Source organism: Halomonas sp. E14, from assembly GCF_052568415.1.
Genome location: NZ_CP199423.1, coordinates 3,615,654 through 3,631,922, shown reverse-complemented (window position 1 = coordinate 3,631,922; position 16,269 = coordinate 3,615,654). Strand labels below are relative to the sequence as shown.

Genomic DNA, 16,269 nt, shown 5'->3' with positions numbered 1-16,269 from the left:
GAAGGGTCTGATTGCCATGTTGAAGGCAGAAAGCCTGCAACCGGATGGCGGGCTTTTGCTTCAACCGACCCCAGAAAGCGACACTAAGGAGAGGCTATGACAACCTATATCGTGGTGGCCGATGCGGCGCGGGCGCGGATCTTCACCCGGGATGCGCTCAAGCTGGAGGAGAAGGAGAGCCTGATTCACGCCGAAGGGCGCCTGCACGAGGGAGATCTGGTCACCGGCGAGACGGGGGCGGTCGACGAATCGACTTCGCACACGCGGCGTGCGAGTCGGGGCGACAGCGTCGCACTGGACCGCGAGGCGGAGATTTTCGCCAAGCAGATCGCCGAACGCATCTACAAGGCCCGGGTCGACAACCGCATGGACAAGCTCATTCTGGTCGCGGCGCCCCGCTTCCTGGGCGTACTGCGCGACAAGATCGACGGGCCGACCAGCAAGCTGATCATCCATACCCTGGACAAGGACCTGTCAAAGGCGCCGGTGGATACTATCCAGGAGGCGATCAGCGACATGCGCTGAGGCGCCGTCTCAAGCGCCAGGCGCTCTTGCCGATAAACCAGGCAAGCAAGCGGAACTCTTTTCGCTGCCATGCCCCCATCAGCGAGAGCGCCTCATGTCCCTTACCTCGATCCGCCAGTTCGTCATCCTGCTGGCAGGACCCTGCCTGCTGGCGGTGGTCGTCACTCTGGTTGCCTACGGCCTTTTCTCTTCGGCGCGGACCCAGCAGGCCGTTGAGACTCATACCCACGACTTGGCGGAGCGCGCCATCGACGAGCGCCTGGCGGTGCTGGCGGATGCTGAAGCCGGGCGTATCCGCAATGAGCTCGAACATGCGCTGGCCCTGGCGACCCAGCTGGCCCATACCAATGCGCTGATGGGCCGGCAGGATGCCAGCGGCCGCAGCGCGCTCAGCCTGAGTCGGCGCGAACTCTCCAACCTGGTGCGTGACATGGTAGTACAGCACCCCTCGCTGCTGGATGCCTACATCGGCTGGGAGCCCGATGCCTTCGGCCAAGACGCCCTGTATGCCGATCTCGGCGAGGCCGACGGGTACGACGGTACGGGGCGCTTCATGCCCTGGTGGTATCGCACCGAGGCGGGCAGCGTCGAAGTGCTGCCGCTGGGCGATGACATGGAAAGCACGGCGCTGATCGGCAGCGGCGTGCGCCAAGGCGAGTACTACCTGTGTCCGCGCGAGACGCTCGCGCCCTGCGTCATCGACCCCGCGCCCTACGACTTCGGCGGCGAGACCTTGATGGTGACCTCGTTCAACGTGCCGATCCTGGTCGAGGGTGCGTTTCGCGGCGTGGCTGGGGTCGACCTTGCCGTCGGCTTCATCCAGGAACTGCTGCTGCAGGCCAACGCCGCCCTCTACGACGGCGCGGGCGAGATGGCCCTGGTGGCGGGTGGCGGCGGCCTGGTCGCGCACACCGCCGATGCCGAGCGGCTCGGTACCGCGGCGGGCGAGGCCTTCGGCAGTGAGGTGCTGCAGGCCACCGAGCGGGCACGCCGCGAGGGCAGCAGCGTGAGCCTGACCCGGGACGGCATGCTGGAGCGCTACCAGCCGTTCACCATTGGTGCCAGCGAGCAGCCCTGGACGCTGATAATCCGGCTGCCTGAAGCGGCAGTGATGGCAGAGCTCACGGCGCTGCAGACAATGATGAACGAGCAGCGCCGGGCCGATACCCTAGGCATGACCCTGGTCGGCCTGCTGTTGACGGCGTTGGGGCTCGCCGCCCTGTGGTGGGTCGGCACCCGCGTGTCGCGCCCGCTGCGGCTGTTGGCCGACCGCATGCGTGACATCGCCTCCGGCGACGGTGACCTGACCCAGCGCCTGCCGGTACGTGGGCGCGACGAGAGCGCCGAGCTTGCCATCCAGTTCAATGCCTTCGTCGACAAGATCCACGACGTGCTGCTCGACGTGCGCGCCAGCAGCGAATCGGTACGTATAGCGGCCAGCGAGATCGCCAGCGGCGGCGAGGACCTGTCGCGGCGCACCGAGCAGTCGGCCGCCAGCCTGCAGCAGACCTCCGCCTCCATGGAGCAGATCTCGGCCACCGTGGAGCACACCTCGGCCTCCTCGCGGGAGGCCAATGGCCTGTCGAAGTCGGCCGCCGAGGTCGCCCAGCGCTCCGGCGACACGGTCGGCCAGGTGGTGGCGACCATGGACGAAATCAGTCGCTCCTCAGAGAAGATCGGTGAGATCGTCAAGGTCATCGACGGCATCGCCTTCCAGACCAACCTGCTGGCGCTCAACGCCTCCGTCGAGGCGGCGCGGGCCGGCGAGCACGGCCGCGGCTTTGCCGTGGTCGCCGGCGAGGTGCGCCAGCTGGCCACCCGCAGCGCCGAGGCCTCGCGCGATATACGCAGCCTGATCGATGCCTCGACCCAGCGGGTCGCGGCTGGTGCCGAACTGGTGAGCCGGGCAGGCGCCAGCATGGAGGAGCTGGTGGTCAGCGTGAACCGAGTGGCCAGCATGCTCGGCGAGATCAGCATGGCCGCGGGCGAGCAGAGCGACGGCATCGGCCAGGTCAGCGTGGCGGTGGCCGACCTCGACCGCACCATCCAGCAGAATGCTGCGCTGGTCGAGGAGTCGACCACCGCCGCCGAGCAGCTCAGCGAGCAGGCCGACCGCCTGGCCCGGGTCGTCGGCGGCTTCCGCCTGCGCGATCGCTGACGTGAGCCGGCCCTGGAGACGAGAGGGTCAGGACACCGGCGGCAGGTCGATCTGGTCGCTGCGCCGCACGCCCTCGGTCATCTGTCGGCACAGGCGCAGGAACTCGCGCATGCCGGTGGCCAGGTACTTGTGGCGGTGCCAGATGAAGGCGAACTGGCGGCTCAGATCAAGCTCCGGCGTGGGAATCGGCACCAGGCTGCCGCGGCGGAAGGCGTCGCGCAGCGCCAGCTTCGACACGCAGCCGATGCCCAGCCCCGACTCCACCGCCCGCTTGATGCCCTCCGTGTGCTCCAGCTCCAGCAGGGTGTTGAAGCGGCCACGGCGGTGGCGGGCGGCCTGCTCGAGCGTCAGGCGCGTGCCCGAGCCCCGTTCGCGCATGATCCACGCCTCGCGCAGCAGGCGCTCGAGCTCCACCGGACCCTGGCCGGCCAGGGGGTGGCGCGGCGAGCAGAATACCGCCAGCTCGTCCTCCACCCACGGCTGGGTGATCACGTCCTCCTCCTCGCAGTGCCCTTCGATCAGCCCCAGGTCGAGCTCATGGTGTCGCACGCGCTCGACGATCTCCCGCGTGTTGCGCACCGAGAGGCGTACCCGGCTGCCGGGGTGGCGCTGCATGAAGTCGCTGATCAGTAGGGTGGCCAGGTAGTTGCCGATGGTCAGGGTGGCGCCCACGTCGAGCGAGCCGATGCCCTGCTGGCCGTGCAACAGCTCCTCGATCTCCTCGGCCCGGTCGAGCAACGCCACGGCCTTCGGCAGCAGCTGAAAGCCCAGCGCGTTGAGCCGCAGCCGCTTGCCCACGCGGTCGAGCAGCTGGCAGTCGAACTGGCGTTCCAGTTCGGCCAGGGCGGTGCTAGTCGCCGACTGGGAGAGCGAGAGTGCCCGAGCGGCACGCGAGACGCTTTCATGCTGGGCGACCGCGACGAAAACCTCGAGTTGGCGCAGGGTGAAGTGCATCAAACGGCTCGTTGTTGATCTATATCAGTAGACTGGATAAAGGTCATCCATACAATCCAATTAACAGATAAACCCTGTGCTCTTATAATGCAAGCAAATCGATTTGCCCTTTGCGTTATTCGAAATTGGAATAGACAGGAGCCGGCATGAGCAAGTTTGCATTAGAGGAAGTTCTCAGCGTCCACCACTGGAACGATACCCTCTTCAGCTTTCGTACCACCCGTGAGCGCAGCCTGCGCTTCAAGAACGGCCAGTTCGTGATGATCGGCCTCGAAGTGAACGGCAAGCCGCTGATGCGGGCCTACTCCATTGCCAGTCCCAACTACGAGGATCACCTCGAGTTCTTCAGCATCAAGGTGCCCGACGGTCCGCTGACCTCGCGCCTGCAGCACCTCAAGGTGGGCGATCAGATCATGGTCAGCCGCAAGCCCACCGGCACCCTGGTCACCGACGACCTGCTGCCGGGGCGCAACCTCTACTTCCTCTCCACCGGCACCGGCCTGGCACCGTTCATGAGCCTGATCCAGGACCCGGAGGTGTACGAGCGCTACGAGAAGGTGATCCTGGTGCACGGCGTGCGCAGCGTCAGCGAGCTGGCCTATGCCGACTTCATCCAGCAGGAGCTGCCGGCTCACGAATACCTGGGCGACGAGATCCGCGAGAAGCTGGTCTACTACCCCACCGTGACCCGCGAGGCGTTCCACACCATGGGCCGTCTCACCGATCACATTCGCAGTGGCAAGCTGTTCGAGGACACCGGCATCGCACCGATGGACCCCAAGCAGGACCGCGCCATGATCTGCGGCAGCCCGGCGATGCTCGACGAGACCAGCGCCCTGCTGGACGACCTGGGCTTCAACATCTCGCCGCGCATGGGCGAGCCCGGCGATTACGTCATCGAGCGGGCCTTCGTCGAGAAGTAATAAGGGACGCTCGCTCACGTTTCGGTGCTTGCCGAACTTAAAAAAAACCACGGCCTCTCGGTCGTGGTTTTTTTCCTCCTGCCTGACTAGCGGTTACACCGCATCCTTGCCGGTTTCACCGGTGCGGATGCGGATGACCTGCTCCAGCGGGGTGATGAAGATCTTGCCGTCGCCGATCTTTCCGGTGTTCGCGACCTGGGTAATGGCGTCGATCACCTGTTCGGCCATGTCGTCGTCGATGGCGATCTCCACCTTCACCTTGGGCAGGAAGTCGACCACGTATTCGGCGCCGCGGTAGAGCTCGGTATGGCCCTTCTGGCGGCCGAATCCCTTCACCTCGGTCACGGTGATGCCCTGTACGCCGATTTCCGAGAGCGATTCCCGAACGTCGTCGAGCTTGAACGGCTTGATGATGGCGGTCACCAGTTTCATGGCTTGTCTTCCTTATGGTCGAGCCGGGTGCGGGGCAGCCACCCCGGTCATTCGGTATCGGTTGGTCTCAAGCATACACCGCCCATGGCAGGAAGAAAAAAGGCTCCCCGCAGGGAGCCTGATAGGTTGCCTTCGGTTACTCGGGGCGTGGCTGGCCGATCGGTGCCGCGGTGGCGTAGCCGCCGGGCTGCGGACGACCGCCGCTGCCGCCATAGACCTTGGAAATGCTGAACTCGGGATAGGCTTCCATGCCGCACTCGGTGAGGTCGACCCCTTCGTACTCTTCCTCTGCGCTGACCCGTACGCCCATGGTCGCCTTGAGGATCAGCCATACCGCGAGACTGGCCAGGAACACCCAGGCGAAGATGGCCGCTGCGCCGATGAGCTGAGCACCGAAGGTGGCGTCTGCGTTGGTCAGCGGCACGGCCAGCAGCCCCCACAGTCCCACGACACCGTGCACCGAGATGGCCCCGACCGGGTCGTCGATTCTCAGCTTGTCCAGCGCTACGATGGAGACCACCACGATGGCCCCGCCCACGGCGCCGATCAGGGTGGCGCCCAGCGCCGTGGGTGCCAGCGGTTCGGCGGTGATAGCGACCAGGCCGGCCAGGGCGCCGTTCAGGGACATGGTCAGGTCGGCCTTGCGGAACCACAGCTTGGCCAGGATCAGCGCGGCGATCACGCCGCCGGCCGCCGCGGCGTTGGTGTTGACCAGCACCTGGGCCACGTTGTTGGCGGAATCCACGTCGGATACCTTCAGCTCCGAGCCACCGTTGAAGCCGAACCAGCCCATCCACAGGATGAAGGTGCCCAGGGTGGCCAGCGGCAGGTTGGCGCCCGGAATGGCGTGGATGCTGCCGTCTTTGCCGTACTTGCCCTTGCGCGCACCCAGCACCAGCACCCCGGCGAGGGCAGCTGAAGCGCCGGCCATGTGCACAATGCCGGAGCCGGCAAAGTCGGAGAAGCCCATGGCATCCAGCCAGCCTTCACCCCAGGTCCAGTAGCCTGACACCGGGTAGATGAAACCGGTCATCACGACGGCGAAGGCGAGGAAGGCCCACAGCTTCATGCGCTCGGCCACGGCGCCGGACACGATCGACATGGCGGTGGCCACGAACACCACCTGGAAGAAGTAGTCGGCGCGCATGGAGTAGTAGGGCGCATCCTCACCGCCGGCGGTGACCGCCGCCACGCTGTTCTCTCCGCCGATCAGGAAGCCGAGGCTCGGCAGCAGGCCGCCTTCGCTGCTGGAGTACATGAGGTAATAGCCCACCAGCAGGTACATGGTGCAGGCGATGGCGAACAGGGCGATGTTCTTGGTCAGAATCTCGGCGGTGTTCTTGGCACGCACCAGGCCGGCCTCGAGCATCGAGAAACCGGCCGCCATCCACATCACCAGCACGCCGCACATCAGGAAATAGAAGGTATCGAGCGCATAGCTCAACTCGGCAAGTTCATTCATGGCAGGTCTCCACTCTTGTCATTGCGCTTTTCTGGGGACTGTTACACGGCCTCGGCGCCGCGTTCGCCGGTACGAATGCGGATCACGTCTTCCAGCGGGGTCACGAAGACCTTGCCGTCGCCGATCTTGCCGCTGTTGGCCGCGCTGCAGATCGCGTCCAGCACGCTCTCCAGACGCGAGTCATCCACGGCTACCTCGACCTTCACCTTGGGCAGGAAATCGACCACATACTCGGCGCCACGGTAGAGCTCGGTGTGGCCTTTCTGGCGTCCGAAGCCTTTCACCTCGGTGACGGTAATGCCCTGTACGCCGGTGTCGGCCAACGCCTCACGAACGTCGTCGAGCTTGAAGGGCTTGATAATGGCAGTGATGAGCTTCATCGCGTTTCTCCCTGCGGAACGTGCGGCGTGGATGCCGCCTGGGTACGGTGTACCCTGGCTGTGCGAATGCCATGCCATGATCAGAAAAACTTTATTCAAGACAGGGTATTGCCTGGCATGGGTGGGCCAACTTGGTGCTGGCCTCGACGAGCCGTGCACCAGCATGGTGCTGTCTCGGGGTGCAGGCGCTCCAGCGCGGGGCAGTTGAAGTGCATGCGCCTGGGGTGGGGCTTGCGTATCCTGTAGGCACACGTTCTTGAGAAGGAGAGGTGCACTATGGCGGGTCAAGACCCTATCAGCCGGTTGGCACAGCAGCTCGGCGAGCGGCTTCAGGGAGCCTCGCAGGCACCGGAGGAGATCCAGAAGGGAGTCCAGCAGATCGTACGCGGCGCCTTCGATCGCCTCGAGCTGGTGTCGCGGGAGGATTTCGACATTCTGATGGAGGTGCTGCAGCGCACGCGCATTCGGGTCGAGGCGCTGGAACAGCAGGTGGCCGCGCTGGAAGCGGCGCTGGCGACACGCCACGATGCCGCGCCTGCCACGAGCCAGGCCACTCCCCCTGCGGCAGGCCACGATGCCGCTCCGCCGCCGCTCAGCGGCGGCGAGCCGACAGGCGTGGTGGACCCCGCGCCGGGCGGCGCCACGGGCGACCAGAACCGCTGAGCCAGCGTGGAGAGCACCGCCCCGGGAGGTGATATCATCGAGGCCTAATGCATGCCGCTGCGAGGGAGCGCATGATGTTGGCCATCGTCACCACTCGGGCCGCCCTGGGGCTCGATGCCCCTGAAGTCCAGGTCGAGGTCCATCTGGCCAACGGCCTGCCGGGCATGACCCTGGTCGGCTTGCCCGAAGCCGCCGTCAAGGAGAGCCGCGAACGGGTGCGCAGCGCCCTCTCCAATGCCGGCTTCGACTTCCCCAACACCCGCCGTATCGTGCTCAACCTGGCGCCCGCCGACCTGCCCAAGGTCGGCGGGCGCTTCGACCTGCCGATTGCCCTGGGCATCCTGACCGCTTCGGGGCAGGTGCCGGCCGAGGCGCTGGAAGGGATCGAAAGCGTCGGCGAACTGGCGCTGGATGGGCGCCTGCGACCGGTCACGGGCGTGCTGCCGCTGGCGCTGGCGGCGCGCAAGGCCGGGCGCAAGCTGATCGTGCCGCGTGAGAACGCCGACGAGGCGGCCCTGGCCGGCGACCTCCAGGTGCTGCCGGCCGGCCATTTGCTGGAGGTGGTCGCTCACCTGCTGGGACAGACGCCGATTGCCGCGCATCGCCTTGCGGCGCCGCCGGCGCCTGCTGCCTGCCTGGGCGATCTGGCCGAGGTGCGCGGCCAGCACCAGGCGCGCCGCGCGCTGGAAATTGCCGCCGCCGGCTCGCACAACCTGCTATTCGCCGGGCCGCCCGGCACCGGCAAGACCATGCTGGCGAGCCGTCTGCCTGGCATCCTGCCTCGCTTGACCGACGACGAGGCGCTGGAGGTAGCCGCCGTGCGCTCGGTGTGCGGGCTGCCGCTGGCCGAGCAGTGGGGCCAGCGCCCCTTCCGCACGCCGCACCATACCGCCAGCGCCGTGGCGCTGGTAGGCGGCGGCTCCTGGCCGCGCCCCGGCGAGATCTCCCTGGCCCACCATGGCGTGCTGTTCCTCGACGAGTTGCCCGAGTTCAGCCGTCATGTGCTGGAGGTCATGAGGGAGCCCATGGAGTCAGGTCAGATTTTCATCTCGCGGGCCAATCACGAGCGGCGATTCCCGGCTCGCTTCCAGCTGGTCGCGGCCATGAATCCCTGCCCCTGCGGGCACCTGGGCGATCCGCGCCAGGCCTGCCAGTGCACCGCGGCCCAGATCCAGCGCTACCAGTCGCGCCTTTCCGGGCCGCTGCTCGACCGCATCGACCTGCAGGTGGAGGTACCGGCGCTGCCGCCGGAGCAGCTCACCTCGCAGCAGGCCGGTGAGAGTTCGGCCGAGGTGCGTACCCGGGTGCTGGCGGCGCGCGAGCGCCAGTATGCGCGCGGGGCGCTCAATGCTCACCTGGGCGGGCGCGAGCTGGAGACGGCCTGTGCCCTGTCGTCGGCCGATCGCGCCTGGCTGGCCGGCGTGCTAGAACGCCTGCGCCTCTCGGCGCGCGCCTATCATCGCGTGCTGCGGGTGGCGCTGACCGTGGCCGACCTGGCGGCCAAGCCCCATCCGGAGCGCGGCGAGCTAATGGAGGCGATCGGCTACCGGCAGTTGGATCGCCAGCTGCGCCAGGGCTGAGCCGCCGCTACAGTGCGGTGGCGTCGAAGGCGCCCTCGATCTCGGTCTGCCACACGGCCTCGTCGGCATCGGGCCGATGGAGGGCGAGCGTCAGGCGGTAGGGCAGCAGGTCGCGATCGGAGAGCACCAGGCGCGGGGCGGTGGCGTCCAGCCGGCTTTCCAGCCGCCACTGGTGACCGCCGCTCTGCCCGGCCATGGCGGGGCGCCAGTCGAGCACCTGGGGGCCGGGCGATACGCTCAGCAGGCTGCGCGTCAAGGATTCCAGGAACCGACCGCTGTCGATCTCGAGCGTCTGGTCGACCTGCGGGTAGGCCAGCAGCAGCACCTGGCCGTCGGGCGGTTGCAGGGCTTCCACGTTCACTACATGCTCGGCGGCACGCTGGCTGAGGTTGTGCAGCGCGCGGCGAATCGGGTCGGGTTCGGGCGGCTGGGCGGCGCAGCCGGCCAGCACCAGCGCCAGCAGCAGGGTGGCAGGCTTCCTCATTGGCAGGGTTCGCTCGGCGTAGTGGGAGCCATGCCGAGCTCCAGCTCGGCAATGAAGTCGTCCAGGGCCGTGAACAGGGCCGCGCGAATCGGCGCGGCCTCGTTGACCAGGTGATGGCGGGCCTCCGGGTGGCGATGGATATGCGCCTTGGGAAACTTGCGTTCCAGTACGCCGAGGTTCCACTCCCAGTCCACGGTCAGGTCCTGCTCGCCCTGCAGGATCAGCGTGGGCACGTCGCAGGGCGGCAGGGCCAGCAGTTGAGGCATCCAGCGGCGCATGGCGCTGACCCAGCCCAGCGACAAGTGCTCGGGCTGCAGCGGGTCGTGCTCGCGCAGGAAGGCGGCGAAGTCGGCGTCGTTGGAGTTGGGTCGAAAACGCCTGGGCAGGCTGCTGACGAATGGCTCCACCAGCAAATGCAGCAGGCTCGACTGCGGCCAGTTGGTCGGCCTGACCAGCGGGGCCAGCAGCGCCAGACCGGCCCAGTGATTGGCATCCGGGCGGCTCAGCGCATCGGTGGCCAGGATGGCCGCCCCGGTGCTCTGGCCGATGCCGAGCCAGGGCTGCGGCGCCAGGTCGTGGGCCAGCAGGTGGCGCTGCAGCGCATGCAGGCACTCGCCGTACTCGGCGAAGTCGTCGATGCAGGCCCGCCGGCCGCTGGACAGGCCGTGGCCGGGCAAGTCCCATAGCACCACCCGCCAACCGCGCTCCAGCAGCAGCTGCAGCAGGTGGCCGTAGAGCCCCAGGTGATCATAGTAGCCGTGCACCACGAAGGCGGTGCCGATGGCCTGGGCCGGGCTCCAGATCTGGGTCCAGAGCTGATAGCGCGGAGTGTCGAGGTAGCCCACGTAGAGCCCGACATGCTCGGAGAGCAGCGGTGCCAGCCCGTAGTGCTGCAGGTAGTCGGAGAGCGGGGGCTCGGCCGTGCCGAAGGGGGCGATCGGCCCTAGCGCCTGCAGGGCGGTGAAGTCGGTCATGACATCCTCCAGCGGCGTGGTCGACGCCCGGCGACCCGGAGCATGAAGGCAGTATAGCGGGCAGCCATGCGTGTCCTGTTCCTTGTCGAAGCGATCCTGGGTGCCTGGCTGAGGGACAGGCAATATCTAAACCCTTTGTCTAGTATGGGGAGACGTGTGCTGGGTTTACATATGGAACAGTTTTCCACAAAATTGCTCCATATCGCAGTGGTTTCATCCCCACGACCCGAAGAATGGCGGTGGATGGATAGCCGCTATCCGTCTTCCCGCATCAGGAGAGTTTCCATGTCCCAACGCGTGACCCGCCATCGCCTTCAGGTGGCCGCCGAGCTGGACCGCTTCCTCAACGACCAGGCCCTGCCGGGCACCGGCCTCGATGCCGAGAGCTTCTGGGCCGGCGTCGACGCCATCTTCCATGATCTGACACCAAAGAATCGGGAATTGCTCGCCGAGCGCGACCGCCTGCAGGAACAGCTGGACGGCTGGCACCGCGAGAACCCCGGTCCGGTGCGCGATATGAGCGCCTACCGCGGCTTCCTGAAGGAAATCGGCTATCTGGTCGAGGCACCGGCGCAGGTCACCGTTTCAACCGCCAACGTCGACCGCGAAGTGGCCATCCAGGCCGGCCCGCAGCTGGTGGTGCCGGTCAGCAACGCCCGCTATGCGCTGAACGCCGCCAACGCACGCTGGGGCAGCCTCTACGATGCGCTCTACGGCACCGACGCCATCTCCGAGGCGGACGGCGCCGAAAAGGGCGCCGGCTACAACCCCAAGCGCGGCGAGAAAGTCATCGCCTACGCCCGTGACGTGCTCGATCAGGCGGCACCGCTGGCCAGCGGCTCTCACCGCGATGCCGTCAAGTACGCGCTGCGCGATGGTCGCCTCGCGGTTACCCTGGCCGACGGCAGCGAGAGCGAGCTCAAGGCGCCGGGCCAGCTGGTCGGCTTCATCGGTGACGTGGCCAGCCCCGAGTCCCTCCTGCTCTGCAACAACGGCCTGCACCTGGAGATCCAGCTTGATCCCAGCCACCCGATCGGCAAGACCGATCCGGCCGGCGTCAAGGACCTGCTGGTCGAGGCCGCGCTGACCGCGATCATGGACTGCGAGGACTCCGTGGCGGCGGTCGACGCCGAGGACAAGGTCGGCGTCTATCGCAACTGGCTGGGCCTGATGAAAGGCGACCTGGCCGAGGAAGTCGCGAAAGGCGGCAAGACCTTTACCCGTCGTCTGCATGGCGACCGCAGCTACACCACGCTGGACGGCGGCAGCCTGACCCTGCCGGGCCGCTCGCTGATGTTCGTGCGCAACGTCGGCCACCTGATGACCACCCCGGCGGTGCTCGACGCCGACGGCAACGAGCTGCCCGAGGGCATCCTCGACGGCATCGTCACCAGCCTGCTGGCGCTGCACGACCTGAACAAGAGCGAGAACGACCCGCGCAACTCGCGCAGCGGCTCGGTCTACATCGTCAAGCCGAAAATGCACGGGCCGAAGGAAGTCGCCTTCGCCAACGAGCTGTTCGGTCGCGTCGAGGACCTGCTGGGCCTGGCCCGTGACACGCTCAAGATGGGCATCATGGACGAGGAGCGGCGCACTTCGGTCAACCTCAAGGCGTGTATCGCCGAGGCCTCCTCGCGCGTGGTGTTCATCAACACCGGCTTCCTCGACCGCACCGGCGACGAGATGCATACCGCCATGGAGGCGGGCCCGATGATCCGCAAGGGCGACATGAAGAATGCCGCCTGGATCGGCGCCTACGAGCGCAACAACGTGCTGGTCGGCCTGGCCTGCGGCCTGCGCGGCCGCGCCCAGATCGGCAAGGGCATGTGGGCCATGCCGGACCTGATGGCGGCCATGCTCGAGCAGAAGATCGGCCACCCCAAGGCCGGCGCCAATACCGCCTGGGTGCCGTCGCCCACTGCCGCCACGCTGCATGCACTGCACTACCACCAGGTCGACGTCGCCGCCCTCCAGCGCGAGCTGGAAGCCCAGAGTGAGCCCGGCCTGTTGGAAGAACTCCTCGACGGCCTGCTCACCGTGCCGGTGGCCGAGAAGGTGGAGTGGAGCGACGAAGCGATCCAGCAGGAGCTGGACAACAACTGCCAGGGCATCCTCGGCTACGTGGTGCGCTGGGTCGAGCACGGCGTGGGCTGCTCCAAGGTACCGGACATTCACGACGTGGGCCTGATGGAAGACCGCGCCACGCTGCGCATCTCCAGCCAGCACATCGCTAACTGGCTGCATCACGGCGTGGTCGACGCCGAGCGCGTGCAGAAGACCCTGGAACGCATGGCCAAGGTGGTCGACGAGCAGAACGCCGGCGACCCGACCTATACCGCCATGAGCGCCGACTTCGCCGCCTCCACCGCGTTCAAAGCCGCCAGCGACCTGATCTTCAAGGGCCGCGTGCAGCCCTCCGGCTACACCGAGCCGCTGTTGCACCACTGGCGTGCCGTGCACAAGGCCAAGTAAGACGTCGTAAAAGGCGTCGAGACAGGCCCTCACGTCACTCCTAGGCGTCGTAGCGCCCCGGGTATCCGCCCGGGGCGCTTTGGGTTATGTTGATGCCACCCTGACAGTCACCCTCCAACCGCATCCACAAGGAGCCCGCCGATGACCGTGATGACCGCTGCCGCCATCGAGGAATTTCTCGACGAAGTCTTTCCCCAGCGTGCAGGCACCATCGAGGCGGTCGATCACATGCGGGCAACCATGAGCCTGGCCATCGAGGACGAGCACCTGCGGCCCGGCTCCAGCGTCTCCGGCCCCACCATGATGGGCCTGGCCGATGTCTGCCTCTACGTGGCCATCCTGGCGCAGATCGGTCCCGAGCCGATGGCCGTGACCACCGACCTCAACTGCCACTTTTTGCGCCGCGCCCGCGGCGATCGCGACCTGATTGCCAATGCACGCATCATCAAGCTGGGCCGCCGCCTGGCGGTGGGCGAGGTGCAGCTGTTCTCCTCCGGTGACGAGCGCCCGGTGGCCCATGTCACCGCCACCTACGCCATTCCCGACGCCGACTAGCCCCGTCTGGTGCGTCACTCAGGCCGGTCGCGCAGGGCGCAGAGGGCAAGCGCCAGCCAGCCGCCGATCAACAGCACCCCGCCGAGCGGGGTGATCATGCCCAGGCCGCGTGCGCCGCTCAGCGCCATGGCGTAGAGCGAGCCGGAGAACAGCACGATCCCGGCCGTCCACAGCCCCAGCACCAGCACCAGGACCTGGCCTCGCCGGGGCCGCACGCTGCGCCAGGCCAGCACGCCGAGCATCGCCAGGGTGTGCCACATCTGATAGCGCACGCCGGTCTCGAAGGCGGCCAGCAGCCGCTCGGGCAATTGGCCCTGCAGGGCATGGGCGGCAAAGGCGCCGGCCATGACCGCCACTCCGCCCGACAGCGCTGCCAGGCACCACCATCCGCGATCGCGCATCTCTTTCTCCTTCGGGGGATTGGGATTGCCGCCTACCGTACCCCGGGAGGCGTTAAGGGGCTACAATATGGGCCCGCGACACTCGTCAACCTGGAGAAGACGCCATGCAGATCCAGCTCAACGGCGAGGCCCGCGACCTTGCCCCTGGCCTCACCGTGGCGCAGTTGATCGACACCCTTGGTCTGGCCGGGCGGCGTATCGCGGTCGAGCGCAACGAGGAGATCGTGCCCAGAAGCGAGCACGCCACCACCTGCTTGGCCGACGGTGACCGCATCGAGATTGTGCACGCCATCGGGGGCGGCTGACCGCGCGTGCCAACGCAGCCCGACCCTTTCCCGACCCAGAACAAAGGCCCTAGCGATGACAGATTACTTCCAGGACCAGCCGCTGCGGATTGCCGGCCATACCTTCACCTCTCGCCTGCTGGTGGGTACCGGTAAGTACAAGGACTTCGACGAGACCGCCGACGCCATCGCCGCCTCGGGCGCCGAGGTCGTCACCTTCGCCGTGCGCCGCACCAATCTGGGCCAGGAAGACGGCCCCAACCTGCTCGACGTGGTGCCGCCGGAGCGTTTCACCCTGCTGCCCAACACCGCCGGCTGCTACACCGCCAAGGACGCCGTGCGCACCTGCAAGCTGGCGCGTGAACTGCTCGACGGTCACAAGCTGGTCAAGCTCGAGGTGCTCGGCGACGACTCGACCCTCTACCCCAACGTGGTCGAGACGCTCAAGGCGGCGGAGGAGCTGATCCGCGACGGTTTCGACGTGATGGTCTACACCAGTGACGATCCCATCGTGGCTCAGGAGCTGGAACGTCTGGGCTGCTGCGCGATCATGCCGCTGGGCTCGCTGATCGGCTCCGGCCACGGCATCCAGAACCCGCACAACATTCGCCTGATCATCGAGCAGGCGGGCGTGCCGGTGCTGGTGGATGCCGGCATCGGCACCGCCTCCGACGCCGCCATGGCCATGGAGCTGGGCTGCGACGGCGTGCTGATGAACTCCGCCATCGCCCATGCGCGCCAGCCGCTGCTGATGGCCAGCGCCATGAAGAAGGCCGTCGAGGCCGGGCGTGAGGCGTTCCTCGCCGGGCGCATGCCGCGCCGTCAGAGCGCCGATCCTTCCTCTCCCTTTGCCGGCCGCATCAACGGCTGAACCACCGGAGTCGCAACCAATCCATGAGTGACCCGCAACGCGATACCCCCACCACCGGCCCGGAAGGGCCGGATGCCCCGCTGCATCGCCGCGGCATCAAGAGCTACGTGCTGCGCGCCGGGCGCATGACCCAGGCCCAGACCCGCGGCCTGGACGAGGTCTGGCCGCGGCTGGGTCTGACCCTGGCCGAAGGCCGCCAGGATCTCGACGCGCTGTTCGGGCGCCGGGCGCCGCGGGTGGTGGAGGTGGGCTTCGGCATGGGGAGCTCGCTGATCGAGCAGGCTGAGACCCACCCCGACACCGACTTCATCGGCATCGAGGTGCACGCCCCGGGCGTCGGCAAGCTGCTCGACGAGGCCGACAAGCGCGGCTTGACCAACCTGCGGGTCTATCGCGAGGACGCCCTGGCGGTGCTCGAGCAGTGCCTGCCGGAGGCCACCATCGATACCCTGCAGCTGTTCTTCCCCGACCCCTGGCCGAAGAAGAAGCACCACAAGCGGCGCATCGTCCAGCCCGCCTTCGTCGCGCTGATTCGTACGCGGCTCAAGCCCGGCGGCACGCTGCACATGGCTACCGACTGGCAGGCCTACGCGGAGTGGATGGCCGAGGTGATGGAGGCCGCGCCAGGCTACGCCAATACCGCCACGGCCGAGACGAGCCCCTATGTGCCGCGCCCGGACTTCCGACCGCTGACCAAGTTCGAGGCGCGCGGCGAGCGTCTTGGTCACGGCGTGTGGGACCTGATCTACCGGCGCACCGAGTCGTGCGGCTAGACTCGCTTGCCACGGCCCGCTTCGGCGGGCCGTGTCGTCATTAGGGGGCAAGCGGGGCAGCAATGAGGGGGCGAAGTGAAGAAACAAAAAAACGCCCTCGTGGAGGGTGCAGGCAAGACCCTGCCCGGGAAAGAGCAGCAATGAGGGGGCGAAGTGAAGAAACAAAAAACGCCCTCGTGGAGGGTGCAGGCAAGACCCTGCCCGGGAAAGAGCAGCAATGAGGGGGCGAAGTGAAGAAACAAAAAACGCCCTCGTGGAGGGCGCAGGCAAGACCCTGCCCGGGAAAGAGCAGCAATGAGGGGCGAAGTGAAGAAACAAAAAAAACGCCCTCGTGGAGGGCGCAGGCAAGACCGTGACTAGCAATGAGGGGGAGAAACC

At 67.0% G+C, this 16,269-nt stretch carries 17 protein-coding genes; 10 read left to right on the top strand and 7 right to left on the bottom strand.

Features of this window, described 5'->3' with window-relative positions:
- The first annotated feature begins 96 nt into the window (after positions 1-96).
- Together ACT7B3_RS17115 and ACT7B3_RS17110 are read left to right on the top strand one after the other, a co-directional pair.
- Positions 97-525 carry a host attachment protein gene (locus tag ACT7B3_RS17115; RefSeq protein ID WP_444678956.1) on the top strand — a complete coding sequence of 143 codons (429 nt, stop codon included), beginning with the start codon at positions 97-99 and terminating at the stop codon, positions 523-525.
- 94 nt (positions 526-619) lie between these two features.
- Positions 620-2,683, top strand: coding sequence for a methyl-accepting chemotaxis protein (locus ACT7B3_RS17110; protein WP_445158761.1), 2,064 nt, complete (start codon positions 620-622; stop codon positions 2,681-2,683).
- A gap of 27 nt (positions 2,684-2,710) precedes the next feature.
- Here the strand turns inward: ACT7B3_RS17110 and ACT7B3_RS17105 are convergent, their stop codons facing one another.
- Positions 2,711-3,637 (bottom strand): LysR family transcriptional regulator, encoded by a 927-nt coding sequence (locus tag ACT7B3_RS17105; RefSeq protein WP_445158760.1) that lies wholly within the window; start codon positions 3,635-3,637, stop codon positions 2,711-2,713.
- 146 nt (positions 3,638-3,783) lie between these two features.
- Between ACT7B3_RS17105 and ACT7B3_RS17100 the strand changes: the two genes are divergently transcribed.
- On the top strand, positions 3,784-4,560 hold the full coding sequence (locus ACT7B3_RS17100) for a ferredoxin--NADP reductase (RefSeq protein ID WP_444678959.1): 777 nt from the start codon (positions 3,784-3,786) through the stop codon (positions 4,558-4,560).
- Between the two features lie 93 nt (positions 4,561-4,653).
- Here the strand turns inward: ACT7B3_RS17100 and glnK are convergent, their stop codons facing one another.
- The 3 genes from glnK to ACT7B3_RS17085 form a co-directional block, all read right to left on the bottom strand.
- Positions 4,654-4,992, bottom strand: coding sequence for a P-II family nitrogen regulator (glnK, locus tag ACT7B3_RS17095; RefSeq protein ID WP_444678960.1), 339 nt, complete (start codon positions 4,990-4,992; stop codon positions 4,654-4,656).
- A gap of 136 nt (positions 4,993-5,128) precedes the next feature.
- Positions 5,129-6,454 carry an ammonium transporter gene (locus ACT7B3_RS17090; protein ID WP_445158759.1) on the bottom strand — a complete coding sequence of 442 codons (1,326 nt, stop codon included), beginning with the start codon at positions 6,452-6,454 and terminating at the stop codon, positions 5,129-5,131.
- 41 nt (positions 6,455-6,495) lie between these two features.
- Positions 6,496-6,834 (bottom strand): P-II family nitrogen regulator, encoded by a 339-nt coding sequence (locus ACT7B3_RS17085; RefSeq protein WP_444678962.1) that lies wholly within the window; start codon positions 6,832-6,834, stop codon positions 6,496-6,498.
- Between the two features lie 276 nt (positions 6,835-7,110).
- On the opposite strand from ACT7B3_RS17085, the gene ACT7B3_RS17080 reads away from it, so the two are divergent.
- On the top strand, positions 7,111-7,497 hold the full coding sequence (locus ACT7B3_RS17080) for an accessory factor UbiK family protein (protein ID WP_445158758.1): 387 nt from the start codon (positions 7,111-7,113) through the stop codon (positions 7,495-7,497).
- 71 nt (positions 7,498-7,568) lie between these two features.
- Positions 7,569-9,077, top strand: coding sequence for a YifB family Mg chelatase-like AAA ATPase (locus ACT7B3_RS17075; protein ID WP_445158757.1), 1,509 nt, complete (start codon positions 7,569-7,571; stop codon positions 9,075-9,077).
- A 7-nt stretch (positions 9,078-9,084) separates the two neighbouring features.
- On the opposite strand, the gene ACT7B3_RS17070 is transcribed toward ACT7B3_RS17075, so the two are convergent.
- Together ACT7B3_RS17070 and ACT7B3_RS17065 are read right to left on the bottom strand one after the other, a co-directional pair.
- Complete coding sequence (locus tag ACT7B3_RS17070) at positions 9,085-9,561, bottom strand: hypothetical protein (RefSeq protein ID WP_445158756.1); 477 nt, start codon at positions 9,559-9,561, stop codon at positions 9,085-9,087.
- The gene (locus ACT7B3_RS17065) at positions 9,558-10,535 is read right to left on the bottom strand and encodes an alpha/beta hydrolase (protein ID WP_445158755.1); all 978 of its coding nucleotides are present in this window, start codon (positions 10,533-10,535) and stop codon (positions 9,558-9,560) included. The genes ACT7B3_RS17070 and ACT7B3_RS17065 overlap by 4 nt, the downstream gene beginning before the upstream one ends.
- A 285-nt stretch (positions 10,536-10,820) precedes the next feature.
- On the opposite strand from ACT7B3_RS17065, the gene ACT7B3_RS17060 reads away from it, so the two are divergent.
- Positions 10,821-13,007 (top strand): malate synthase G, encoded by a 2,187-nt coding sequence (locus ACT7B3_RS17060; protein WP_445158754.1) that lies wholly within the window; start codon positions 10,821-10,823, stop codon positions 13,005-13,007.
- 141 nt (positions 13,008-13,148) lie between these two features.
- Entirely contained in the window at positions 13,149-13,562 is a 414-nt protein-coding gene (locus ACT7B3_RS17055; RefSeq protein WP_444678966.1) for a PaaI family thioesterase, read from the top strand.
- A gap of 14 nt (positions 13,563-13,576) precedes the next feature.
- On the opposite strand, the gene ACT7B3_RS17050 is transcribed toward ACT7B3_RS17055, so the two are convergent.
- Entirely contained in the window at positions 13,577-13,963 is a 387-nt protein-coding gene (locus ACT7B3_RS17050; protein WP_445158753.1) for a DUF423 domain-containing protein, read from the bottom strand.
- A 104-nt stretch (positions 13,964-14,067) separates the two neighbouring features.
- Between ACT7B3_RS17050 and thiS the strand changes: the two genes are divergently transcribed.
- The 3 genes from thiS to trmB are packed head-to-tail and all read left to right on the top strand — an operon-like array spanning position 14,068 to position 15,891.
- Entirely contained in the window at positions 14,068-14,268 is a 201-nt protein-coding gene (thiS, locus tag ACT7B3_RS17045) for a sulfur carrier protein ThiS (RefSeq protein ID WP_445158752.1), read from the top strand.
- A gap of 55 nt (positions 14,269-14,323) precedes the next feature.
- The gene (locus ACT7B3_RS17040; protein WP_445158751.1) at positions 14,324-15,118 is read left to right on the top strand and encodes a thiazole synthase; all 795 of its coding nucleotides are present in this window, start codon (positions 14,324-14,326) and stop codon (positions 15,116-15,118) included.
- 23 nt (positions 15,119-15,141) lie between these two features.
- Positions 15,142-15,891, top strand: a complete 750-nt coding sequence (gene trmB / locus ACT7B3_RS17035; RefSeq protein WP_445158750.1) for a tRNA (guanosine(46)-N7)-methyltransferase TrmB — start codon at positions 15,142-15,144, stop codon at positions 15,889-15,891.
- Positions 15,892-16,269: the final 378 nt, after the last annotated feature.